Source organism: Saliphagus sp. GCM10025317, assembly GCF_042663665.1.
Lineage (GTDB): Archaea > Halobacteriota > Halobacteria > Halobacteriales > Natrialbaceae > Natronosalvus.
The window spans coordinates 247,376-268,739 of record NZ_JBHTAQ010000005.1; the positions used below are offsets into that span (position 1 = coordinate 247,376).

Annotated in this window: 25 protein-coding genes and 1 tRNA gene; 17 read left to right on the forward strand and 9 right to left on the reverse strand. The window is 66.3% G+C overall.

Features of this window, described 5'->3' with window-relative positions:
* From serA to ACFQS4_RS03360, 4 genes are all read left to right on the forward strand, one after another.
* On the forward strand, window positions 1-1,581 hold the full coding sequence (gene serA / locus ACFQS4_RS03345; RefSeq protein ID WP_497902287.1) for a phosphoglycerate dehydrogenase: 1,581 nt from the start codon (window positions 1-3) through the stop codon (window positions 1,579-1,581).
* Between the two features lie 88 nt (window positions 1,582-1,669).
* Complete coding sequence (locus ACFQS4_RS03350; RefSeq protein WP_497902288.1) at window positions 1,670-2,437, forward strand: hypothetical protein; 768 nt, start codon at window positions 1,670-1,672, stop codon at window positions 2,435-2,437.
* 70 nt (window positions 2,438-2,507) lie between these two features.
* On the forward strand, window positions 2,508-2,672 hold the full coding sequence (locus ACFQS4_RS03355) for a hypothetical protein (RefSeq protein WP_497902289.1): 165 nt from the start codon (window positions 2,508-2,510) through the stop codon (window positions 2,670-2,672).
* 77 nt (window positions 2,673-2,749) lie between these two features.
* Complete coding sequence (locus tag ACFQS4_RS03360; RefSeq protein WP_497902290.1) at window positions 2,750-3,256, forward strand: hypothetical protein; 507 nt, start codon at window positions 2,750-2,752, stop codon at window positions 3,254-3,256.
* 40 nt (window positions 3,257-3,296) lie between these two features.
* Here the strand turns inward: ACFQS4_RS03360 and ACFQS4_RS03365 are convergent, their stop codons facing one another.
* A complete protein-coding gene (locus ACFQS4_RS03365) occupies window positions 3,297-4,847 on the reverse strand; it encodes a DNA-directed DNA polymerase II small subunit (RefSeq protein WP_497902291.1) in 1,551 nt (516 codons plus the stop codon).
* A gap of 134 nt (window positions 4,848-4,981) precedes the next feature.
* On the opposite strand from ACFQS4_RS03365, the gene ACFQS4_RS03370 reads away from it, so the two are divergent.
* The gene (locus ACFQS4_RS03370) at window positions 4,982-6,202 is read left to right on the forward strand and encodes a S24/S26 family peptidase (RefSeq protein ID WP_497902292.1); all 1,221 of its coding nucleotides are present in this window, start codon (window positions 4,982-4,984) and stop codon (window positions 6,200-6,202) included.
* 87 nt (window positions 6,203-6,289) lie between these two features.
* Here ACFQS4_RS03370 and ACFQS4_RS03375 read toward each other — a convergent pair whose 3' ends face one another.
* From ACFQS4_RS03375 to ACFQS4_RS03395, 5 genes are all read right to left on the reverse strand, one after another.
* The gene (locus ACFQS4_RS03375) at window positions 6,290-6,853 is read right to left on the reverse strand and encodes a hypothetical protein (RefSeq protein ID WP_497902293.1); all 564 of its coding nucleotides are present in this window, start codon (window positions 6,851-6,853) and stop codon (window positions 6,290-6,292) included.
* 135 nt (window positions 6,854-6,988) lie between these two features.
* The gene (locus ACFQS4_RS03380) at window positions 6,989-7,534 is read right to left on the reverse strand and encodes a heme NO-binding domain-containing protein (RefSeq protein ID WP_497902294.1); all 546 of its coding nucleotides are present in this window, start codon (window positions 7,532-7,534) and stop codon (window positions 6,989-6,991) included.
* Between the two features lie 195 nt (window positions 7,535-7,729).
* The gene (locus ACFQS4_RS03385; protein WP_497902295.1) at window positions 7,730-8,617 is read right to left on the reverse strand and encodes a ribose-phosphate diphosphokinase; all 888 of its coding nucleotides are present in this window, start codon (window positions 8,615-8,617) and stop codon (window positions 7,730-7,732) included.
* A gap of 95 nt (window positions 8,618-8,712) precedes the next feature.
* Window positions 8,713-9,240, reverse strand: coding sequence for a hypothetical protein (locus tag ACFQS4_RS03390; RefSeq protein ID WP_497902296.1), 528 nt, complete (start codon window positions 9,238-9,240; stop codon window positions 8,713-8,715).
* A 69-nt stretch (window positions 9,241-9,309) separates the two neighbouring features.
* A complete protein-coding gene (locus ACFQS4_RS03395) occupies window positions 9,310-10,221 on the reverse strand; it encodes an HVO_0234 family beta-propeller protein (protein WP_497902297.1) in 912 nt (303 codons plus the stop codon).
* A gap of 222 nt (window positions 10,222-10,443) precedes the next feature.
* Between ACFQS4_RS03395 and glmM the strand changes: the two genes are divergently transcribed.
* The 6 genes from glmM (at window position 10,444) to ACFQS4_RS03425 (ending at window position 14,136) form a co-directional block, all read left to right on the forward strand.
* Window positions 10,444-11,808: a phosphoglucosamine mutase gene (gene glmM, locus ACFQS4_RS03400; RefSeq protein ID WP_497902298.1), complete on the forward strand. Its 1,365-nt coding sequence runs from the start codon at window positions 10,444-10,446 to the stop codon at window positions 11,806-11,808.
* 90 nt (window positions 11,809-11,898) lie between these two features.
* Complete coding sequence (gene larB, locus ACFQS4_RS03405) at window positions 11,899-12,666, forward strand: nickel pincer cofactor biosynthesis protein LarB (protein ID WP_497902299.1); 768 nt, start codon at window positions 11,899-11,901, stop codon at window positions 12,664-12,666.
* 111 nt (window positions 12,667-12,777) lie between these two features.
* Window positions 12,778-12,927: a DUF7563 family protein gene (locus tag ACFQS4_RS03410; RefSeq protein ID WP_253431981.1), complete on the forward strand. Its 150-nt coding sequence runs from the start codon at window positions 12,778-12,780 to the stop codon at window positions 12,925-12,927.
* Between the two features lie 84 nt (window positions 12,928-13,011).
* Window positions 13,012-13,278, forward strand: coding sequence for a GIY-YIG nuclease family protein (locus ACFQS4_RS03415; protein ID WP_497902300.1), 267 nt, complete (start codon window positions 13,012-13,014; stop codon window positions 13,276-13,278).
* A gap of 243 nt (window positions 13,279-13,521) precedes the next feature.
* Window positions 13,522-13,932, forward strand: a complete 411-nt coding sequence (locus tag ACFQS4_RS03420; protein WP_497902301.1) for a carboxymuconolactone decarboxylase family protein — start codon at window positions 13,522-13,524, stop codon at window positions 13,930-13,932.
* A 30-nt stretch (window positions 13,933-13,962) separates the two neighbouring features.
* Window positions 13,963-14,136, forward strand: coding sequence for a DUF1059 domain-containing protein (locus ACFQS4_RS03425; protein ID WP_497902302.1), 174 nt, complete (start codon window positions 13,963-13,965; stop codon window positions 14,134-14,136).
* A gap of 26 nt (window positions 14,137-14,162) precedes the next feature.
* On the opposite strand, the gene ACFQS4_RS03430 is transcribed toward ACFQS4_RS03425, so the two are convergent.
* Window positions 14,163-14,804 (reverse strand): NADPH-dependent FMN reductase, encoded by a 642-nt coding sequence (locus ACFQS4_RS03430; RefSeq protein ID WP_497902303.1) that lies wholly within the window; start codon window positions 14,802-14,804, stop codon window positions 14,163-14,165.
* Between the two features lie 244 nt (window positions 14,805-15,048).
* Between ACFQS4_RS03430 and ACFQS4_RS03435 the strand changes: the two genes are divergently transcribed.
* From ACFQS4_RS03435 to ACFQS4_RS03445, 3 genes are all read left to right on the forward strand, one after another.
* Window positions 15,049-16,491 (forward strand): phosphoglucomutase/phosphomannomutase family protein, encoded by a 1,443-nt coding sequence (locus ACFQS4_RS03435; RefSeq protein ID WP_497902304.1) that lies wholly within the window; start codon window positions 15,049-15,051, stop codon window positions 16,489-16,491.
* 114 nt (window positions 16,492-16,605) lie between these two features.
* A complete protein-coding gene (locus ACFQS4_RS03440) occupies window positions 16,606-16,857 on the forward strand; it encodes an amphi-Trp domain-containing protein (RefSeq protein WP_497902305.1) in 252 nt (83 codons plus the stop codon).
* 66 nt (window positions 16,858-16,923) lie between these two features.
* Window positions 16,924-17,286, forward strand: coding sequence for a hypothetical protein (locus ACFQS4_RS03445; protein WP_497902306.1), 363 nt, complete (start codon window positions 16,924-16,926; stop codon window positions 17,284-17,286).
* Between the two features lie 180 nt (window positions 17,287-17,466).
* On the opposite strand, the gene ACFQS4_RS03450 is transcribed toward ACFQS4_RS03445, so the two are convergent.
* On the reverse strand, window positions 17,467-18,126 hold the full coding sequence (locus tag ACFQS4_RS03450) for a metallophosphoesterase family protein (protein ID WP_497902307.1): 660 nt from the start codon (window positions 18,124-18,126) through the stop codon (window positions 17,467-17,469).
* A gap of 155 nt (window positions 18,127-18,281) precedes the next feature.
* Here ACFQS4_RS03450 and ACFQS4_RS03455 point away from each other — a divergent pair, with 155 nt between their 5' ends.
* Window positions 18,282-18,989 (forward strand): DUF7504 family protein, encoded by a 708-nt coding sequence (locus ACFQS4_RS03455; protein ID WP_497902308.1) that lies wholly within the window; start codon window positions 18,282-18,284, stop codon window positions 18,987-18,989.
* 65 nt (window positions 18,990-19,054) lie between these two features.
* Here ACFQS4_RS03455 and ACFQS4_RS03460 read toward each other — a convergent pair whose 3' ends face one another.
* Window positions 19,055-19,309, reverse strand: a complete 255-nt coding sequence (locus ACFQS4_RS03460) for a pro-sigmaK processing inhibitor BofA family protein (protein WP_253432005.1) — start codon at window positions 19,307-19,309, stop codon at window positions 19,055-19,057.
* A gap of 84 nt (window positions 19,310-19,393) precedes the next feature.
* Between ACFQS4_RS03460 and ACFQS4_RS03465 the strand changes: the two genes are divergently transcribed.
* Window positions 19,394-19,466, forward strand: a tRNA-Pro gene (locus tag ACFQS4_RS03465).
* Window positions 19,467-19,660: 194 nt separating this feature from the next.
* Entirely contained in the window at window positions 19,661-21,364 is a 1,704-nt protein-coding gene (locus ACFQS4_RS03470) for a bifunctional DNA primase/polymerase (protein ID WP_497902309.1), read from the forward strand.

Below are 21,364 nucleotides of genomic sequence, written 5' to 3' on the forward strand. Positions count from 1 at the left end.
ATGAAGATTCTGGTCACGGACCCCATCGACGACGCGGGTCTGGACGTACTCCGCGACGCTGGCCACGAGGTCGAGACGGCCTACGAACTCGAGGGCGAGGCGCTCCTCGAGGCGGTTTCGACGGCACACGGGCTGATCGTACGCTCGGGAACGGAGGTCACGCGCGGGGTCCTTGAAGCGGGCGAGAACCTCGTGATCGTCGGGCGGGCGGGTATCGGGGTCGACAACATCGACATCGAGGCGGCCACCGACGAGGGGGTCATCGTCGCCAACGCGCCGGAGGGGAACGTCCGCGCGGCCGCCGAGCACACGGTCGCAATGACGTTCGCCGCCGCTCGCTCGATCCCGCAGGCACACGCCCGCCTGAAGGACGGTGAGTGGGCCAAGAGCGAGTTCCTGGGGACCGAACTCAACGGCAAGACCCTCGGCATCGTCGGCCTCGGTCGGGTCGGCCAGGAGGTCGCGAAGAAACTCGACGCGCTCGGGATGGACCTCGTCGCCTACGACCCGTACATCTCCGAGGAGCGCGCCGACCGCCTCGGCGCCGAACTCGTCGACCTCGAGACCTGCCTCGAGCGCGGCGACTTCCTGACGATACACACCCCGCTGACCCCGGAGACGGAAGGGTTGATCGGCGACGCCGAACTCGAGCGTTTCGGTCACGGCTACCTCGTGAACGTCGGTCGCGGGGGCATCGTCGACGAGGACGCACTCGCGGCGAAGGTCGAGCAGGGAGTGGTGGCGGGTGCGGCGCTCGACGTCTTCCGCGAGGAACCGCTCCCCGCGGACTCGCCGCTGCTGTTCGTCGAGGACGTCATCGTCACGCCCCACCTCGGGGCCTCGACCGAGGCCGCCCAGGAGAACGTCGCGACCTCGACGGCCGAACAGGTCGTCGCCGCCCTCGCGGAGGAGCCAGTCGCGAACGCGCTCAACGCGCCGTCGATCGACGAGAGCGCGTTCCCGCGCCTCGAGCCCTACATCAACATCGCCGAGACGGCAGGCAAGATCGCGGCCCAGGTGCTCGATGCCCGCATCGAGTCCATCGAGGTGCGCTACGAGGGCGACATCGCTGAGGAGGACGTCGAGTTCGTCACCGCCTCGGCGCTGAAGGGCGTTTTCGAACCGCTCGAGTGGCAGGTCAACGCCGTCAACGCCCCCCAGATCGCCGAGGACCGGGGCGTCGACGTGACCGAGTCGAAGAGTCGCCAGAGCGAGGACTTCCAGAGCCTGATCTCGGTGACGGTCTCGAGCGGCGACGACGCGATCACGGTCGACGGTACCCTGTTCGCGGGCAACGACCCGCGGATCGTCCGCATCGACGACTACCGCGTCGACGCCATCCCCCACGGGAAGATGGTCGTCACCCGGAACACGGACGAACCCGGCGTCATCGGCCTCATCGGGACCGTGATGGGTGCCCACGGCGTCAACATTGCGGGGATGTTCAACGCCCGGGAGGCCCACGGCGGGGAGGCGCTGACCGTCTACAACGTCGACGGCGAGGTACCCGACGAGGCGAGGGAGGAACTCGAGGCCGACGAACGGATCATCGGTGTTCGGTACCTCACGCTGAACGGGTAGTCGTTCGCCGGCGATTTCGCTCGTCTTCGGTCATCGTCGCTCGAGCTGTCAGAAATACTCATTTATGCCGCGCTTGGTGGTGTATACAGTGCAACACCAGTCGAGCCATGCCGTGCTCGTCGGCGACCCCGTGATCGGTACCGACGCGCACGATCGACTCCTGGTCGACGCCATCGTCGCGACAGCGGCGGTCTCGGAGTCGATAGCGATCCGTCTCGAGCGGCCGCACTTCGAAGACGACTACGACGACGTGATTTCCCTGCTCGAGGATCGATTCGGCGCACGGTCTGACGGTGACGAGATCGTCTACGAGGGAGCCACCGACCGCGAGATTGGCGACGAACTGACAGCACTGCTCACGATCGACTCCTGGCAGCGAGTGCACGCGCTCAGGTCGATTCGGCTCTCTCGCGACGGTCGGTGCTGTCTCGAGTACGTTCCGGAACACACGTCGCTCACCCTCGACGAGGACGCGAACCCCGCTGTGATTTCGGTCGTTCGCGCGGCACTCGAGCCTCATCCGGCGGGCGTGTTCTCGACGGAATCGCTCGTCGAGTGGGAGCACGGCGAGACGTCGTACCGCATCGCGCCGCCGTCGCTCTGTATCGGGAATACGTACTTCGGCGTGCGAATGCTGGCCAGAATCGAACCCGATCGGGATCAGCGCGTGATCGCGCTCTCCTGGCACGAGCCGTCAGCGGGTGTTCCCGGGCGCGTCCTCGAGAAAACGATCGGTCTCATCGGGGAGCCCCGCCCCCACGAACTCCGGTTCTCGTCGCTGGAGTCGTTCGAGTCGGCGCGGGACGTCCTCGAGCGTATTACCGATATTACGGCTATCGATGGTTCTTCCCGCTAGCTCGTCGGGTTTCCTGGACCGTGTCTTCGGCCACCGCCACAATTATTGCATCCGATAGCTAATTAATTGCATGGACTACAAGGATTTGGTCGTGACCGCGTCCGCCTTTTTGGGCGGCGTTCTCGGGGGCACGGTCGGTGGAATTCTCGGACTCGGTGCGGGTATCGTCGTCGGTGCGGGGGTGAGTGCAGTGTGGGCGTACGAGACCGACCGACGAAATGTACGAGAAACGTAGCAAGAGAGTAGCACTCTATCAATCATGCTCTGGATACCTCCCGAAGAGTCATGGTTTTTGCATACGACACGTCTTCAATGAACCGAAGGCGCGTACTCGCTCTCGTCGGAGCGAGCGCCAGTGTTTCGGGCGGATACGTCGCGTGGAACTGGTATCAAGCGCCGTCCCTGCCGGACGGAATGGACGTCGAAACGCTGTACGTTAGCGGAGACGTGTTCGGCGAGCCAGCACCGCCTGATCGCGATCTCGGCTGGAGAGAAGAGCGATACAGGATTATCCGAGATGAGGATATGGGAACGGACGAGATTTCCTTCGACGATTCTGCGATCGCATTTGCCGAAGAAACCGACTTCGACGCCTCGTCTCTCATACTCGTCCAGACGGGAATGCAAACAGAGCCCGATCTCGCACTCGAGGCGATCTCCCGCACCGACGGCGGACTTCACCTCGACGTAACCGTCAAACACCCGTGGTGGCGGGGCGTGAACGACGATTTGGGAATCCACTCGCTGCTCGTCAGGGTCACTGACGAACGAGACGACGCCCTCGAGTCGGTTTCGGTGGCTATCGAGGGATACATCTAGACCTCTATGGAGATTACGACGTCGGCGACGGGTAGCACACCTACGCGAACTTCTGCACGGTGACCTCGAGCGTATCGAGATCCACGATGGGCGCGTAGCCGGAGTCGGGGTCGATGTTGACGCTCTTCTGGAAATCCGTCTGGGCCTGCCAGCACCCGGAGTTGATCGCGAGCACGTTGTGGTACTTTCCGAACCCGAGTTTGTGGACGTGGCCGGTGTGGAAGATGTCGGGTACCTCGTCGATGATCAGGTGGTCCTTCTCCTCTGGGGCGAGGCGGGTGTGGCCCCCGAACTGAGGCGCGACGTGGCGTTTTTTCAGGAGGTGGTACATCGCCTTGTGTGGGTCGTCGTAGCTCGCTTTCTCCGCAGGAAGCTCGGCGATGACCTCGTCCAGACTGACGCCGTGGTACATCAGGACGGAGACGCCCTCGACGGTGACCATCGCGGGGTTGCTCACGATCTGTGCGTCGTGGGCGGTCATGATCTCGCGCAGGTTCTCGTCGAAGCCGGGCTGGGGCTCGGCCAGGCGAACCGCGTCGTGGTTGCCCGGGATCATCACGATCTCGAGGTCGCCCGGGACCTGCTTGAGGTACTCGCTGAAGCGCTCGTACTGGTCGTAGATGTCGATGATGTCGAGTTCCTCGTCCTGGTTCGGGTAGATCCCGACGCCCTCGACCATGTCGCCGGCGATGAGCAGGTACTCGACGTGCTGGGCGTCTTCGGTGTGGAGCCAGTCGGTAAAGCGGTTCCAGGCGTCGTGCATGAACTCCTGGCTGCCGACGTGGACGTCGCTGATGAGCGCCGCCTGGACGTGGCGGTCGGCCGTCGAGGGCTGGTGGGTGCGGGGGACGTCCGGGAAGTACATCGAGTCGACGAAGGCGATACCCGCGTCGTCCGAGAGCGTTCCCTCCATCGCGAGCACCTCGTCACAGAGCAACTCGTCGACCAGGTCGGCGTAGTCGCGGTCTTTCATCACCAGCCACGGGAAGGTCCCGGTGGCGTCCTCGAGTTCGATCAGCCAGTGGCCGCTGGCCGTCGAGCGAATGTCGTTGACCAGCCCGACCATCCCGACCTCGCCGCCGCCGGGCATCGACTGGATGGCGGTCGCTGGACGGTGGTTGACCCGACCCTGGAGTTTGCCGCCGAGGCGCTCGAGGCGGTCGCGAAAGACTGCCACGAAGTCCTCGTACTCGCCGGTGCCGGTACTTTGGCCGGTCATGTCGTTGGCGACGTCGATCGACTGCCGACTCGGGTCGAGCGGTGTTCTCGGAGCGGAATCCCCCTTCGTTTCGACTGGAGCGCTACCCTCGCCCTGTGGCGATACGTCGGCGGTGGTTCCAGTCGAAATAGGGGGGTCCTGGCGAGCGGACGTCGCCTCGCTCGAGGCAGGCTGGTCGATTGCGCCGTCGAGCACCGTCCTGACGTCCTCGGTCCGAAGGACGAGCGCGTTCTCGGGGGCGGCGTCGATAGCGCGTTCGAGGACGCCGGCGGGATCGTCCGCGGTGGCGATGAGCGTCACCGCCTCGCGGTCGGCGTTGTAGCCGCGGCTGGTGAGTTCGCTGACGATCCGGGCCGGCCCCTCGAGTGGCACGTCCTGCGTATTCGCGAGTGACGATAAAAGGATGGCGGATACGACCGTCCGTTCGAGCGACGACCTGTCGGCGTGGGAACGCGACTCACCCTCGAACAGAAAATTGATTGCCGCGTCCCCCAAACCGGGAGTCGATGAGCGGTGACGGCGGCGACGACGAACGCGAGAACTCGAGTGAGCGCGCCGACCGCACCGGGCCGGAACGCCCGAACGACCGGGCGGACGGCGATCAGTCGAGGGACGATGGTACCGAACGGGCCGACTCGGGTCGACTACCTGCAGAAGACGACTCGAGTGCGGGCCGAGGCGAATCTCCGTCGCCGGGGCAGGCGTCCGGCGATGGTGGCGATAGAGACGGTGTCCATAGCGGTGGTGACAACGTTGGTAGCGGCGGTAGCGGTGGCGGTGCCGATGGCGGCGGCGGTAGCGGCTACGGCGACATTGGTAGCGGTAGTGGTGACGACGACGTCGGTAACGCAGGCGGTGACAGCGATGGCGGTGTCGACGTGTCCGAAGGCCAGTCGACGCTCGCCAGCCAGACGACCCGGGAGCGCGACCGGACACCGCCACCGCCACAACGGGCGCGGCCGGACGACGACCGGGTGACGATCGAAGACGACGGCCCGATCCGCTGGTTCCTCCGGACCAACAACGGCACCGTCGTCGCCGTCCGCGACGTGCTGAGCAGCGTCGCGCTCGTGGCCGTCATCGGCCTGGTGCTCTTTGGCATCAGCGGCATCTGGCCGCCGCTGGTCGCCGTCGAGAGCGGGAGCATGGAACCCAACATGGAACGCGGGGACATGATCTTCGTCGTCGCCGAGGATCGGTTCGCCGGCGACGATCCGGTCGACGGAACTGGAATCGTCACCCGCGAGGCTGGTCTCGAGAACGGCCACGAGAAGTTCGGTGGGGCCGGCGACGTGATCATCTTCCGGCCGAACGGCAACGCACGCGAGACGCCGGTGATCCACCGCGCCCACTTCTGGGTCGAGGCCGACGAGAACTGGGTCGACGGGCAAGCGAATCCGGAGTTCGTCAACGGCGCCAGTTGCGAGCGTGTTCGGGCCTGCCCGGCCCCCCACGACGGGTTCGTCACGAAGGGCGACGCCAACAGCGGCTACGACCAGACGGCGAACGTCGGCGCCGATACGTCGGTCGTCAAGCCCGAGTGGACCACCGGCAAGGGCATGTTCCGTATCCCGTGGCTCGGGCACGTTCGGCTGAGCTTCGAGAAACTCTTCCCGTTCGCGGTGATTCCGGACGTCTCGAGCAGCCTCTCCCTCCTTTCACCGACGCTTCTCGGAATGATCGGCGCAATTGGATTCGCGTATCCGCCTCGTTCGAGGCGGCGCTGACCGTCTCGACGCAGATCGTCCCGACGCTGACCGGCCGATTCGTGCGCCGCCTCGATTCGTGTTTCGTATTGTGTATCACCTTCAGACTCAAACTCGCCCGAACGTCTCGTTCGAGATACGCACCGGCGACGGTGTCGGCCCCGAGAGCGTGAGGTCGGATTCGGTCCGGACGCGGAGCCGTCTCCCGGTTCGCCGCTGTCGGCGTTCGGTTCGGCCCTCGCTTCGGTCCGACTCGCGGCCGAAGGCCGCCTGCCAGGACGACGGCAGCTCGCGAACGCGCTTTTCGACGGTCGTTTCTCCAACGCCGTCGGCTTCCTCGTAGCCCAGTTGCGTTCGTTCGGTCGTGCGTTCCGCCGTGAGTTCCGTCGTGAGCGACCCCTCGGGTTCGCGTTCGACCGTATCGGTCGCCTCGAGTTCGCGGGCGACGCGCCCGAGTTCGTCGAAGAGTTCGCTCGCGATGGTGTCGTCGGCGTCGATGGCGTCGTCGGTCGTGGGGTCGTGAGCACCGTCACCGATGGCGGCGTCGGCGAGCAGGTCGTCTGGCGAGTCGACGTCGAAGGCGTCGAGTACAGCGTCCGGATCGGGCGTGACGTCGTCGAAGACGTCCGAGGCGTCAGAGGCGTCCGGCTCGTCCCTGGGGTAGTCGCTCATAGCTACTCGAGCGCTCTACCCCGCCCCTATTGGTTAGTCTCCTGTTAACCACTGTTTCGACGCGACTGCGGGCGCTCTCCGTTTCGTTTGCCAGTGCCTAACGTGGTGGCGCCCAGGCCGATTTCTCCCCGTCGATTACTCGAGTCCGTCGCCGTCCAGCCGAAACACGGCCCGCGTCTTCTCGTCGGTCCGATCGGTCTCGACCCGGGTTACCGTCGCGTCAACCTCGAACTCGCGGGCCAGTCCCTCGAGGATGCCGTGGGCCATCGCCGGGTGATCGCGGTGTGAGCGGTACGTGACCTGGAGACCCGATTCGGTCGACTCGCATGACACCGTCGGCGGTCGGTTCTCGGCCGACTTCGCTGCGAGTGCGGCGCCAATCTCTTCGAGCGCCTCGAGGAGGTCGACGAGCGACCAGTCGTCTCGCCAGTGCGCGCGGAAGTTCTGGAGCAACGCGGGAGCAAGCGTTCGGCCGAAGTCGCGCTCGACGGCGGCCACCTCGTGACCCGACAACTCGGCGACGGTCTCGAGAATCGTCGCGATCTCCTCGTCGGGGTAGTGCGAGACCGGCAGGTAGAGCCGGGGATCGATCCCCGAGCGCTCGAGGACGACCGCCCAGCTCGCTTCGTCGGTCTTCTCGACGACGTAGGTCTTCAGCGTCTGGTGGACGAGTCCGTGCATCTGAGACGAGTGTGTGTCGCGTAGTCGATGATTCGTCGGTACCCCCGGCGTGTCTCTGGTGAATCTCCAGTGAGTCTCTGGTGAACCTCCGCCGAATCTCCCGTTCGAATCGATGATTCGACCCAACCGTAATATGTCGTTCGACTCATGGGTCTTCGACCGTCCGTTCGCGGCAATTTTCCCGGTGATCCGAGATCAGTCGAGGTAGCCCGCGCTCTCGAGCGCCTCGGCGACGACTGGCGCGACGGAGACGGCACTCGCCGGTCGCTCGAGGGTGTCGGTGCCGTAGACGGCCTCGACCCCGGCGTTCGAGAGCCGCGTGTAGGCGTTCCGGACGAGTAGCGGGTGGACGCAGGTGACGAAGACGCGCCCGACGCCGCGCTCGCCGAGGACGGCGACGGCTTCGCTCATCGTGCCCCCGGTGGCGATGATGTCGTCGACGACGACGACATCTCGATTCGCGACGTCGACGTCGCTCGGGGAGATCTCGACGTCGGTGCCGGAGCGGCGGGTCTTCTCGAAGTAGTCAGTCTCCCCGCGACCGTAGGCATCGCAGACGGTTTCGGCCAGCTCGATCGCCCCAGAGTCGGGGGAGAGAAAGACCGGCTCCTCGAGATCGGCCGGAAGCGGGTCGGCGAGGACGCTCGCGGCGTCGACGGGCGTCGCCGTCGGTTCGAAGAATCCACAGACGGATTTCTCGTGCGGGGTGACGACGAACGTCGCGTCGGCGCCGGTCGAAATCGACCGGGCGACGGCGCGCGCCGAGATCGGCTGGCCGGGCTCGAACGCCCTGTCCTGGCGGCCGTAGCCCATGTACGGGACGACGGTGACGACCTCGGACGCGCCGGCCTCCCGGGCGGCGTCTTGGAGACAGAGCAGTTCGACGTGGGCGTCGCTCGAGGCTGTCGCGGCGACGACGACGACGCGCTCACCCGCCAGGTCCGTCGACTCGCCCTCGAGGCTGACGAACAGTTCGCCGTCGGGGAAGCGGTCGTAGGCGACGCTGGCGAGCGTCGCGTCGCGTTCGCGGGCCAGGGCAGCCGCGAGCGCCTGGGAACTCGAGGCGCTGACGATGGTGGTCATACGCGTGGAAAGCGCGCCCGTGGTAAAACCCGTTTTCGTTCGTCGCTCCCGTCGTCCTCGTCTTCGCTTCTTCCCGCGGTCGTCGACTCGAGTTCCTACTCGTCGCTCTCGTTCCCTTTCTCGGCGTCTTGGGCGGCCTCGATGTCCACGTCGCCCGATCCGCAGGGGCCGCCTTCAGTGACGCCGGCGATGCGAACCGTGCCGTCCCGGCGGACCAGGACGATGAGGTTGAGGCAGTCGGGCTCGCTCCAGTTCGCCGGCGTCACCTGCGTGAAGTCTCCGCCGTCGATGCGGGCGGTCACCCGGAAGTCGCCCCGTTCGTCGGGCCAGTCGGCCTCTAGCGTGGCGCCGCCGGTTTCGTCGTCGAACTCGTGGGTCGACCAGTGGGAGATTTCGCCGTCGTACTCGACGAGGACGTCGACTGTGTGGTCTACGTCGTCGAGGTTCTCGACGGTGATTTCGCCGAGGCGCGTTCCGGTCGGTGCCGGTTCCTCGCCGTCGTCCGGTTCGTCCCCGTTTCCGTTCCCGTCACCTTCGTCGGCCGATCCCAGACAGCCAGCGGTCGCCATTGCACCGGCGATCCCTGATGCCGCGAGCACCCGTCTGCGTGTCAATCCGGTCATATTCGAGCGAATGGGGTGCCCTACTGATAACTCCCCGTCAGACGCTCGTCTGACGCCGTCCGCGGCCACTCAGGCTCGCTCGAGCGGAACGACCATCGCGGCGATGCCGCGGACGCCGATCGCGTGAGGCCGCCAGCGGGACTCGGTTTCAGGTCCCCGACCAGGGTCGGCCACCAGAACGGTTCCGTCCTCGGTAACCGCGTAGACGCCCTCGCCGTAGGCGACGTCTACGAGGTCGGGGTCCGGCGCTTCGAGGCGCTGCCAGCCGTTCTCGCTCTCCGTTTCGGGGTCCGCCCCGCCCGTGCCGTGTTCGTACACTGCGTCGCCCAGCGCGTGGGCGCGAGCGAGCGATCCGGGGTCGCTCAGCGGATCCGCCGCGACCCGATCGAACGGTCCCTCGAGATCGCGCATCCAGCCGTTACCGAGGCGGTAGAGGCCGTCTGCGGTCGCCGCCAGGGGGACGCCGGCGGCGGAGACGTCGCGGACCGCCGAGAGTCCGGCGTGTGCGAGCCGGGTTCCCGAGTGCCGGTAAACGCCTGCGTCCGTCGCGAGGAGGTCGCCGTCTGCGGCCCGGACAGTCGGTTCCTCGGGCGCCTTTGCGTCGGCAAACGCGAGGTCGCGCCAGTCGCCCGCCGCGAAGACCTCGAGGTCCAGACTGCCCGCCCGGCCGTACGCTTCCGCGGCCAGCAGCGTCTCGTCGCGTATTCCGACGGCGTCGGCGGGACCGAAGTCGGTTCGAGCGAACGCGGGCTCCTCGGACTCGCTCGACAGGTCGCAGACAAGGACGTCCTCGTCGGTCGCGACGGCCAGCCAGCCGACGCCCGCCGCGAGGTCGCGGGCGGTACTGCGCTCGAGCAGCGAGAACTCGCCGACGGCGTCCCCTGAAATCAGCACGCGGACGACGCCCATCTCGGCCGCGACGTAGGCCGCCGTCGTTCCCTCGCGAGCGCCGTAGACGCGTTTTTCGTCGATCGAGACCATACCTCGAGTCGGGCGGCGTGGGCCGAAAGGCTTGCTGTCTACTGTCATTCTCCAAGGCTGTCCGAATACTATAAAAATCATAGTGAGGAAGGGGGAGGGGTGGATAGCCGGCGGACTGGGGACAGCCCGTGAACGTGCGGCCGTCTGGAGCACTCGAGCGTGCTCGAAGCCGACCAGACCGCTTCGGAACCACTTTGACCTCGCCCGCTAGAGTTCCCGGCAATGAAGGTATTCGGATCGAGCGGGACCCGCGGCGTCGCCAACGAGGAACTGACGCCGGCGTTCGTGCTCCGGGTCGCCAAAGCGGCGGGGACCGCCTGGGGGGTCGACCGGGTCGCAGTCGCTCGAGACACCCGGTACACGGGCCGGATGATGGCCGACGCGGCCACGAGCGGACTGGCGAGCACGGGGACGGACGTCGACCGCCTCGGAATCGTCCCCACGCCCGGTGCGCAGTTCTACGCCGAGCGCGAGGGAGTGCCGACCATCGTCATCACGGCCTCGCACAACCCGCCCCAGTACAACGGCGTCAAACTCGTGGGGAGCGACGGGGTCGAACTCGCGGTAGCCGACCTCGAGGAGATCGAACAGACCCTGCTCGGGGAGACGTTTTCGGTCGCGTCGTGGGACGAGACGGGCCGCGTCCGTGAGGTCGACGGCGTGCGTGAGGACTACGTCGACGAGTTGCTGGCGAACGTCGACCGCGAGAAGATCGCCGACGCCGGATTGACGGTCGCGCTCGATCCCGGTCACGGCGCCGGCTCGCTCACGAGCCCCGGCTTCTTCCGGGCGCTCGGCTGTCGCGTCGTCACGGTTAACGCCCAGGCCGACGGCCACTTCCCCGGCCGGGACCCGGAGCCGGTCAGCCAGAACCTCACCGATCTCGGTCGACTCGTCCGCGCGACCGACGCGGATCTCGGGATCGCCCACGACGGAGACGCCGACCGCGCCATCTTCTTCGACGAGACCGGCACCTACGTCGAGGGCGACGCCACCCTGGCCGCCCTCGCCGCCGCGGAACTCGAGCCAGACGACGTCACCGTCTCCGCGGTCAACGTCTCCCAGCGGCTGGTCGACGTGGCCAACGACGTCGGCGCCGATCTCGAGTTGACGCCGATCGGCTCGACGAACATCATCACCCGGATCGAGGAACTCGAGTTGAACGACCGCCACGTCCCGATCGCGGGCGAGGGCAACGGCGGGATCTTCTTCCCCGACTTCCGGCTGGCCAGGGACGGCGGCTACACCGCCGCGCGGTTCCTCGAACTCGTCGCCGACCGCCCGGTGAGCGGGATCGTGGCGCCCTACGACGGCTACGCGAACGTTCGCCGGAACGTCGCCTACGAGTCGACCGCCGAGCGCGACGCGATGCTCGACGCGGCGGCCAACCAGGCCCAGTCGTCCGACGCCGAGCTCAACACGCGCGACGGCTACCGGCTGGATTACGGCGACGCCTGGGTGCTCGCCCGGCCCTCGGGGACCGAACCGCTCGTCCGGATCTACGCCGAGGCACGCGAGCGAGAGCGGGCCGAGGCGCTCGTCACCGAGATGCACGAGGCGCTGGTCGAGGCGAAAGAGCGCGCCTGATCGGAATTTTTCCTTCGGACGCTCGAGGTGACGCATTCGTGCACGTTCGAGAACGACGCATTCGTGTACGCTCGAGCCCGAACGAAGCGTATGCGCGAGTTACTCGAGGCCGTAGCCGCGGGGAAGTGTTCGCCCGCCGAGGCCGAGGCCCAGCTCAGCGGATACGTCACGGGCGAAGCGGGCCGCTTCGATGCCGCCAGAGACACCCGTCGAGGGATTCCCGAGGCGATCCTCGCGGAGGGAAAGACACCGGAACAGGTCGCGAGCCTGGCAACGACCGCCCTCGAGACGACGGGCCGGGCGCTCGTGACCCGGCTCGAGGACGCCCACGTCGACGCACTCGAGGAACGCCTGGAGGAAACCGTCCCGGATGCCGCGGTCGACCGCCGGGGAACGACCCTCCTCGCGACCGCGGCGGATCACGACCGACCGGCGCTGGAGGCGACCGTGGCCATCGTCACCGCGGGCACGGTCGACGGGCCGGTCGCCGACGAAGCCGCCCTGGTCTGTGTCGACGCCGGCCTCGCGGTCGACCGGGTCGACGACGTGGGCGTCGCCGCGCTCACGCGACTGATCGACCAGGTCGACCGAGTGCGCGCGGCCGACGTGGCGATCGTCGCGGCCGGCCGCGAGGGGGCGCTCCCGACGGTCGTCGCGGGTCTCGTCGATACCCCCGTGATCGGCGTGCCGGTCTCGAGCGGCTACGGCCACGGCGGCGACGGCGAGGCCGCCCTGGCGGGAATGCTCCAGTCGTGTACCGTCCTCTCGGTCGTGAACGTCGACGCCGGCTTCATCGCCGGCGCGCAGGCGACGCTGATCGCTCGAGCGATCGACGACGCCCGAACCAGCGAGTCGTAAGTCGCAGTAACGAAAGATAATGTCCCTTTCTGTAAAAACTTGACAGCGTTTGGCAAAGGCTATTTATCGATCGGGCACTAATTCGAGATGCCGGCATCGTCCCGGCATACCATGCCAACGTGTACCCACTGCGGCGCGCACGTCTCCGAGCGCTTCGCACGCGTCTTTGCCGACGAAGACGGGAAGATCCACGCGTGTATCAGCTGTTCGGCCAACGCTGGGATCGCGGAAGCGGCGAGAGAGCGCGCCACCAGTTCCTGAGCGGTAAGCCCAGACGAACACCGGCGGACCCCACGCCGTAGCGAGGCTTTTTGATATCGCCCACCTTACTGATCGGCGAGTTCGATGACCGAGCGACACACGGTGTACGTCCTCGAGTGCGCCGACGGCAGCCTCTACACCGGCTACACGACTGACCTCGAGCGACGCGTCGACGAACACAACGCGGGAACGGGGGCGAAGTACACCCGTGGTCGCGGCCCCGTCGAGGTCGTCCACGTCGAACGCTACTCCTCGAGGTCGGCTGCCATGAGCAGGGAGTACGAGATCAAGCAGTTCGCGCGCTCGCGGAAGGAGCGGTTGGTCGGCCTCGAGAGTGAGCAAGTCGAGTAGGATGAGTAGGGTAAGTATATCGAGTAGAGCGAGTAGGGCAAGTAGGGCGAGAACGGCGCCGAAAACCATTTCGTCTTCGACCGGACGACTGGATTCCATCCCGGACGCTCCGGTGTGCGTGTACAGACTTTCTGTCGAAAACCATTAACTCACTTGCGGAGGTACGAACAGTGGTGTTTGGTAGCACCCAGCACGCTGCCGAACGCCGGTTACCGTTCGAACCACACGAGCGAGAGGGGGACCATGGCAACAGAAACACACGCACACGACGACACGAGGAGCGACATTGAGGAGACGCTCGGCATCGTTCCGGGCTTTCTCGATACGCTCCCGGAGGAGGCCCTCGACAACGAGTGGCCCACCATGAAGCGTTTCCTCTTCGGCGAGACGGCACTCGATCCGAAGACGCGCGAACTGGTCGGCCTCGCGGTGGCGGCCGCCATCGGCTGTGAGTACTGCCGACACTTCCACCGGGGGGTGGCACAGCTCCACGGCGCGACCGAGGCAGAACTCGCGGAACTGTCGTTCCTCGCGAGTTACACGCCGCGATACAGCGCGATGATCCAGGCACAGGACTACGATCTCGAGACCTTCTACGGGGAGGCCGAGCAAATCGCCGCCCACGTCCAGGACGGGGCGGCTGGCGACGACTGAGGGAGGCGACTGGCGGCAACGAACACACACATGACGACAGCACACAAACTCGACTGCGAATCGGCGGCAAACGATTGCCGATTCGTCGTCCAGTCCGAAGACGAGAGAGAGGCGATCGAACTGGCGAGAAATCACATGAAGGAGGTCCACGGGAAGGACTATACGGACGAGGAACTGCAGACCGAATACCTGCAATCGGTCTGAGTTCCGTCCGGCGGTTCGATTTTCACTCAGTCGCTGGTACCCGAGCCCGAACTCGACTCTGTACCTGCACCCGAACCCGAACTCGAGTCCGACGCTCTCGGTGTCGTCACCTCGGGTGAGATGAACGCGTACTCGACCAGCAGCCGGCCGAGTTTCTCGACGCGCTCCTCGAGGTCGGGGTCGACGAACGCCCGGCCGTCGATGGCGTTCGGGTCGGCCTCGAACTGACTGGACGCGTTCCGGATGCCGACCTGGTGTGGGAGGACCCAGCCGTGAACGCCCCGGACGGTGATCCGGAGGTGGTCCAGGGTCGACCCGTAGGTTCCGCCGCCGGCGGTCGCTAGCAGGCCGACAGTGGTGTCCTCGTACTCGTCCCAGCCGCAGTAGTCGTGGAAGTTCTTCAGGGCCCCGGAGTACGATCCGTGGTAGACGGGAGTCCCGAGGACGACCGCGTCGGCGTCGCGGACGAGCTGCTTCGCGGCGTCTCCGTCCCCCTGGCCGTCGACGTCGGGGTCGTAGACGGGGAGGTCGTACTCGCGGAGGTCGAGCAGCGTCGTTTCGGCGCCGGCGTCCGCTGCAGCCTCGAGGACGTACTGGAGGGCCGTCCGGGTCGTACTCTCCTCGCGGAGGCTCCCCGAGACGGCGACGACGTGTGGAGCGGCATCCATACGCGCTCTACCGGGTCGCGCGGTAAAACGGACTCGATACAGCCAGTCGTTACTTCTTCCGGCCGCGTCTCGGATCGACCGTGGTTCGACTGCGTTCTGGAATGACCGTAGTTTGACGGTGTCTCAAAACAACCGCGGTTCGGTGCTCGAGGCCGTCAGTCCTGGACTACCCGGACGTCACGCCGTTACCGTCACCTCGTGTGCGTGCGTCGGTTTTTTCGATCAGGGCGACGACGGTTCGCGTATGGATCCGGAGACGGAAACGGACGCGACGGCGGCCGACGACAGGGCAGCGATCTCCTTCGGCACCGACGGCTGGCGAGCCACGCTCGAGGAGTTCACCGCACCGCGTGTGCGGATGGTCGCCCAGGCTATCGCGACGACGCTCCGCGAGGAGGGGAAGACGGCGCCGGTCGTCGTCGGCTACGACGCCCGCGAGACCTCCCGCGGGTTCGCCGAGGAGGTCAGCCGCGTCCTGTGTGCCAACGGTTTCGACGTCCTGTTGAGCGACCGCGACCGGCCGACGCCGCTGTATGCCCACGCGGTCGTCGACCGGAACCTCTCGGCGGCGGTCGTGATCACGGCCTCGCACAACCCGCCGTCGTACAACGGCATCAAGTTCATCCCCGACGACGGCGCCCCGGCGCTCCCCCCGGTCATGGACGCCATCGCGGACTCGCTCGGCGTCCCCGATCCACTGCCCGAGGCGGAACACGGGTCGGTTCGCGAGGTCGACCTCGTCGACGCACACGCCGAGGCCTGTCTCGAGGTCGTTCGCTCAATTGCCGGGGATATCGACCCCGAAGACGCACTCGAGGGACTGCCCATCGCCTACGACGCGATGCACGGCAGCGGCCGGGGGACGACCGACGCCCTCCTGGAACGTGTCGGGGCGAGCGTCGAGCGCCTTCGGTGCTCTCGAGATCCGGAATTCGGCGGTGGCTCGCCCGAACCCGCGGCGGAGAACCTCGAGGAACTGGTCGAGGCGGTCACCGAGGGGGACGCAGCGCTCGGAATCGCCAACGACGGCGACGCCGACCGCGTGGCGGTCGTCACGCCCGATCGCGGTCTCCTCGACGAGAATCTCTTCTTCGCCGCGCTCTACGATTTCCTGCTCGAGTCGAACGACGGACCGGCGATTCGGACGGTGTCGACGACCTTCCTGATCGACCGGATTGCCGAGGCCCACGGTGAGTCGGTCCACGAGGTGCCCGTCGGCTTCAAGTGGGTCGCCGAGGCGATGGCCGATCACGACGCCCTCGTCGGCGGCGAGGAGTCGGGCGGGTTCACCGTCCGCGGCCACGTCCGCGAGAAAGACGGCGTCCTGATGGGCCTGCTCGCGGCCGTCGTGCACGCTGCGGAACCGATCGACGACCGGGTCGACCGCCTGCTCGAGACCCACGGCGACGTCACTCAGAGGAAAGTCAGCGTTGCCTGTCCCGACGACGAGAAGGCCGCTGTTCTGGCGGCGCTCGAGGACGAAATCCCCGACACGGTCGCGGGAACGCCGGTCGCGACCGTCAACACGGCCGACGGGTTCAAACTGACCCTCGAGGACGGCTCCTGGGTGCTCGTCCGCCCGAGCGGGACCGAACCGGTTCTGCGCGTCTACGCCGAAGCCGAGCGCGACGAGCGCGTTCGGGATCTACTCGAGGCAGGTGAGGAACTGCTCGAGCCGCTCGTCTGAAGCGGTGCGCGAATGCTCCCTCTCCCGCGGTAATCGTTCTCTTCCCCCGGTAACCGAACCCTTACGACGCGATTCGGGGCCAAGGTTTTTGCGACCGGTCGTGGCCCGTAGCCCATGGCCGACACGACGACCTACAAGGACGAACTCACGAGAGAGGAAGTGGCCGACCGGCTACAGGAACTCGCCCGCGAAATTCGAAGCGGTGGCGACGCCAACATCTCCGTCGGGAACAAGGTGGTGACGCTCTCGCCGGACGCCCAGGTCACCTACGACCTCGAAGTCGAGGAACGGTCCCCGATGCTCGGCGGCCGCCGCGAAGAGATCGATCTGACGCTGGCCTGGGGCGTAAAGAAGGAAACAGAGTGAGCGTCTCGAGCCCGGGGTTGCTCTCGCCGGGTTGATGATTATCCCTCGAGAACCCGTTTATCCGCTATGACGAAACACGACACCGAGGACGCGGCCTATATGGATCTGACGCCCGATAGCTGGCACCAGCACGACGGCAGCTACGCCATCGACTGCCCGGAGTGTGGGTCGTTGGCGTCGCTCTCGAACGTCATCGAGCACAACCGGTGTAACGGGTTCCTCGCTCGCCACTCCGAGGGCGAATCGGAGGGAACGGACTGTACGGCGAAGCTGTGGTTCGAACTGGGCTACAGCGAGGAACCGCCATCCTCGGACGAGAGCGCGACCGAGTCGACCGCGACCACGACGGCGGAGGACGACGACGTCGAGGACAAGCACGACAGTCCGGCGGGCACCGACGGCACGGTCGACGAGTCCCAGCGCGGGTGAGCGACGAGCCGTCGTCGCTGGATGGGGCCAGGACTCGCCTCGAGTTGGTCGGATCGGTCGCTCCCCTCGAGCCAGCCGGAACGGTCGGTCGTCCCGGGCCAGATAGACCGACCTCTTGTCCCGAGTGACCTCTACCGCACCGTTCGCGCACTGCTCGCGCTCAATTCACGCCGGCTCGCTTCACTCGCCTCGAGCCAACCGCGTCCCGATCTTCTCGGGGAGGCCCGCCTCGGCCACGGCCTGCTGGACGCGCTCGACGTCGTAGGCGACGCGACGCGTTTCTACCTCGAGCGCGTCGAGATCGAGGATGGCGTAGGCTGCCCGGGGGTCGCCGTCTCGCGGTTGGCCGACGCTGCCCGGATTCACAATGATCCCCTCGGCATAGCGTTCGACGTGCTGGACGTGGGTGTGACCGAGCACCAGCACCGACTCGTCCTCGAGCAGCCGCGGCGAGAAGTCCCGCGGGTACGTGTACCGGTCCGGATCCGCGGGGTGGCCGTGGACGATTTTCACCTGGCCATCGAACGCGAGGCGCTCGTCGGGTAACTCGGCGAGCCACTCCCGCTGGTCGTTGGTCAGGCGTTCGCGAGCGAGTTCGACCCCCGCCGCGGCCATCGCGTTGAACCGAAACGTCGTCTCTCGAGCGACCGCCCGGTCGTGGTTCCCCATCACCGTCGGCACCTCGAGGTCCCGTAGCCGGTCGACGCACTCGGCCGGCCAGGGGTTGTAACCCACGACGTCGCCCGCACAGACCAGCGCGTCGACGTCGGGGAGGTCCGCGAGGACGGCCTCGAGCGCGACGAGGTTCCCATGCACGTCAGAGCAGAGTCCGATCTGCATGGCTGGCACTACTGACGTGAGATACATGTATGTGCGGGCGAGCGAACGTTCCGGTCGAAACCGGCCACAACGGTTATGTCGCGGCTGTCAGCGGCCAGAACAGTAATGAGCGGGGCCTGTGATCCTTCGCCTAACGTCGACTCGACGTCGCCACCATGGAACCGAGTATCCCCGAATCGATCGAGGCACCGTCGAACGTGCTCCTCGTTCACGAAACGAACCAGCCAGTAGACGCCTGCCACGACCTCTGTCAGTCGTGTTCGGAGGTCGCCGAGTTGCGCGTCTCGTTCGCCGGGGCCCAGACGGACTGTCGGCCGACGGCCAGCGACGGTCCAGCAAAACTCGGCATCATCTCCGTGGGCGACGTCCTGCGTGCAGCCGAGGCTACCACGGGGCCGGATTACTCCGCCCCGTTCGTCGTCGATGCGATCGACGACCCGACCGATCTGTCGGCCCTCGGCGTCACAATCAGCGAATTCTGCGAGCAGTGGGGCGAGCAGTACCACGTCCGGATCTGCTTTCACTCCCTGGACATGCTCCTGCGCTACGCCCCGCCGAAGCAGGTGTTTCACTTCGCGTACGTCCTTACCAAACGACTCTCGAGCGTCGACGCGATCGCTCACTTCCACCTCGACCCGACGGCACACGAGGACCGCATCGTCGCGACGTTCGGCTCGATTTTCGACGAGGTGGTCGTCGACGAAAGCGTCCAGGACGACCTGCCGGAAGCGACCGACGAGGATGTCGCGGCGTTGCTGTCGAACTGGGACGACGATCACGAGTACGAGACCTGGCCGACGGTCGACCCGGCGGACTTCGACGAAGCGACCGACGACGACGTCGCTCGCGTGCTCGAGAACTGATTTTGCCTATCCGGTTCGTCGCTCGAAGCAACACTCGAGCGGCGACCACGTCGTCTCGAGGCGCCCTAGACGAACGCGACGCCGGTAATCGACAGTAACACGATTAGCAGCGCTCCGGGAACGCCGCCGAGGGCGACGATCACGAGCACGATCGGGGTGATGGTAATCTCGAAGACGAACAGCCACTGCACGGCCAGGAGGACGAGCAACCCGGCGACCGCGTTGGCGAAGAGCGGTCGAACGGTGTCGATGAGTCGAGAGGCGCCGAAGACGAACGCGAGAGCGACGACGAGGATCAGGATCTCGAGACCGGTGACCATGTCGGCTGACACACCACCAGAGGTGAAAAGCGCGTCCATTCACAAACGAAAGCCTTTACGCACCGCGCCCAGAAGTACGGACACGGGACCGTGGGTTAGCCTGGTATACTTCGGGCCTTGGGTGCCCGTGACCCCGGTTCAAATCCGGGCGGTCCCATCCTCTTATAAGGAAATTCGCGGAAAATCCGTCCATAGACGGGGTTTACAAACACCCTCTCAGTAGCCGTCGCCAGGGGTGGTCGCGGTGAGCCTCACCGTCGAACTCGAGCCACCCGTGTGCGAGTTTTGCGGGTGCTACATCCTCGAGGACGACCAGCCGTGCCCTGCCCTCGATGACGGGAGGTGTGCGCCATGACGGGCGTCCCAGCGCCGCTCGCCGACCTCGGGAAGGTGTTCATCCCGATCCCGCCGGGGGAGAAGGGAACCGATCGCGAGCGTACCGAGGAGACGCTCCTCGAGGCCGGTCACAATTACGGCATCGCCGCCCGGGGCGACCTCGCGATCCTCGACGAGGACGAACCCGGCGCCCTGGCCGACCTCGTCGATCGCCTCCCCGAGACGCCGTGGCAGGCGTCGGGCTCGCGCTCAAGCAACCACCGATTCCTGCTGGTGCCCGGCCTCGAAAACGACATCCCACTCGACGACCCCGAGACGGGCGAGAACCTGGGCCACATCAAGGCGGCCCCGCAGTCCTACGTCGTCGGCCCCGGCTCGCGCCACCCGTCGGGCAACTACTACGGCCCGCTGCGCGGCCCCGACGAACTCGCCACCATCGACGAGGATGACCTCCGCGACCTCATCGAACCCTGGATGACCGACGACGACGAGCCCGACCACGGCTACGCCCACGGGACCGGGCGGTGCACCCACGGTGACCGAGATCGGGACGCCGACGTCGGAGTGTACGACGTCCTCTCGCGGCGACGCTACCCCGAAGGCAAGCGACGCGAACACCCGTTCCACGGCTCGAGCACCGGCTCGAACTTCATGGTAAGCGAGGACGGCGAGACCTTCCGCTGCTGGCGCCACGGCGCCACGGGCAACGGCCTCCACCTACTCGGGATGGAACTGGGCGTGATCTCGTGCGGTGACTGGGTGCCCGGCGGGCTCTCGACGGACACCTGGCGCGAGGTGTTCGACACGGCGCGTGAACGCGGCTACGCCGACCAGCTCCCCGCCCCGATCGAGGCCGTCGAACCCGAGGACGTCGAACACCACGCCATCCTCCCGAACGCACTCCGTCACCGCGCGGTCACCGACGGCTGGGACTGGACCTCCGACGGCTACCGTGGCGAGGACGCCCTCACGATCGAGGCCGCCCGCGACCGGACCACCGACGCCATCACTAACGCCATCGAGCAGCGTGACGACGTGCTGATCGAGGCCCAGCCCACGATGGGCAAGACCTACGGCGCGGTCGCCGGCACCGCCCGGGCGGGCGAGCCCACCACAACCCTCACCTGCCGGGGCAACAACGAGCAGTACGAGAAGATCGAGGGCGACGTCTCTGCTCGAGTGTTGAATCCACCAGCGGGTGCGGATCGAGACGAAATTGTAAACAACGATGTGGTGTTGGCCATCGAATTCGGTGAGTTCCGGTACGTGACGACTGGTGACGCCGAATCCACAGCCGAATCTCGAATGCTCGACGAGTGGGGAGACACCCTTGAGGCCGACGTGTATCAGGCCGGCCACCACGGGTCGGCGACCTCTTCGAGCGAGGCGTTCGTGAACGCCATTGATCCCGAGGTTGCAATCATCTCGAGCGCGTACGACTCCCAGTACGGCCACCCGAGTGACGTGGTCCTCGAGCGGTTTGCCGACCGTGGAATTAGCACGTACTGGACGCCCGTCCATGGGGATATTGTCGTTCGAACTGATGGGACGTCGTTCGAAGTCCAGACGAGCGAGTCGTTCTCGACCAATGCAGCGGATATCCGCGAGGCAAAACCCGAGTCTGATGAAAGTGAGACGAGCGCCAGGGCACCGCGCCCAGTTGGCACAGCGATCGATGCCAGTGGATTTGATGAGGCTGTCGCCCCTGCTCTGGGGTAA

Excerpts from the sequence above, each read along its gene's own strand:
- serA (WP_497902287.1), top strand. The coding sequence starts at position 1 with ATGAAGATTCTGGTCACGGACCCCATCGACGACGCGGGTCTGGACGTA.
- ACFQS4_RS03355 (WP_497902289.1), top strand. The coding sequence starts at position 2,508 with ATGGACTACAAGGATTTGGTCGTGACCGCGTCCGCCTTTTTGGGCGGC.
- ACFQS4_RS03360 (WP_497902290.1), top strand. The coding sequence starts at position 2,750 with ATGAACCGAAGGCGCGTACTCGCTCTCGTCGGAGCGAGCGCCAGTGTT.
- ACFQS4_RS03370 (WP_497902292.1), top strand. The coding sequence starts at position 4,982 with ATGAGCGGTGACGGCGGCGACGACGAACGCGAGAACTCGAGTGAGCGC.
- ACFQS4_RS03375 (WP_497902293.1), bottom strand. The coding sequence starts at position 6,853 with ATGAGCGACTACCCCAGGGACGAGCCGGACGCCTCTGACGCCTCGGAC.
- ACFQS4_RS03380 (WP_497902294.1), bottom strand. The coding sequence starts at position 7,534 with ATGCACGGACTCGTCCACCAGACGCTGAAGACCTACGTCGTCGAGAAG.
- ACFQS4_RS03385 (WP_497902295.1), bottom strand. The coding sequence starts at position 8,617 with ATGACCACCATCGTCAGCGCCTCGAGTTCCCAGGCGCTCGCGGCTGCC.
- ACFQS4_RS03390 (WP_497902296.1), bottom strand. The coding sequence starts at position 9,240 with ATGACCGGATTGACACGCAGACGGGTGCTCGCGGCATCAGGGATCGCC.
- ACFQS4_RS03395 (WP_497902297.1), bottom strand. The coding sequence starts at position 10,221 with ATGGTCTCGATCGACGAAAAACGCGTCTACGGCGCTCGCGAGGGAACG.
- glmM (WP_497902298.1), top strand. The coding sequence starts at position 10,444 with ATGAAGGTATTCGGATCGAGCGGGACCCGCGGCGTCGCCAACGAGGAA.
- larB (WP_497902299.1), top strand. The coding sequence starts at position 11,899 with ATGCGCGAGTTACTCGAGGCCGTAGCCGCGGGGAAGTGTTCGCCCGCC.
- ACFQS4_RS03410 (WP_253431981.1), top strand. The coding sequence starts at position 12,778 with ATGCCAACGTGTACCCACTGCGGCGCGCACGTCTCCGAGCGCTTCGCA.
- ACFQS4_RS03415 (WP_497902300.1), top strand. The coding sequence starts at position 13,012 with ATGACCGAGCGACACACGGTGTACGTCCTCGAGTGCGCCGACGGCAGC.
- ACFQS4_RS03420 (WP_497902301.1), top strand. The coding sequence starts at position 13,522 with ATGGCAACAGAAACACACGCACACGACGACACGAGGAGCGACATTGAG.
- ACFQS4_RS03425 (WP_497902302.1), top strand. The coding sequence starts at position 13,963 with ATGACGACAGCACACAAACTCGACTGCGAATCGGCGGCAAACGATTGC.
- ACFQS4_RS03430 (WP_497902303.1), bottom strand. The coding sequence starts at position 14,804 with ATGGATGCCGCTCCACACGTCGTCGCCGTCTCGGGGAGCCTCCGCGAG.
- ACFQS4_RS03435 (WP_497902304.1), top strand. The coding sequence starts at position 15,049 with ATGGATCCGGAGACGGAAACGGACGCGACGGCGGCCGACGACAGGGCA.
- ACFQS4_RS03440 (WP_497902305.1), top strand. The coding sequence starts at position 16,606 with ATGGCCGACACGACGACCTACAAGGACGAACTCACGAGAGAGGAAGTG.
- ACFQS4_RS03445 (WP_497902306.1), top strand. The coding sequence starts at position 16,924 with ATGACGAAACACGACACCGAGGACGCGGCCTATATGGATCTGACGCCC.
- ACFQS4_RS03450 (WP_497902307.1), bottom strand. The coding sequence starts at position 18,126 with ATGCAGATCGGACTCTGCTCTGACGTGCATGGGAACCTCGTCGCGCTC.
- ACFQS4_RS03455 (WP_497902308.1), top strand. The coding sequence starts at position 18,282 with ATGGAACCGAGTATCCCCGAATCGATCGAGGCACCGTCGAACGTGCTC.
- ACFQS4_RS03460 (WP_253432005.1), bottom strand. The coding sequence starts at position 19,309 with ATGGTCACCGGTCTCGAGATCCTGATCCTCGTCGTCGCTCTCGCGTTC.
- ACFQS4_RS03470 (WP_497902309.1), top strand. The coding sequence starts at position 19,661 with ATGACGGGCGTCCCAGCGCCGCTCGCCGACCTCGGGAAGGTGTTCATC.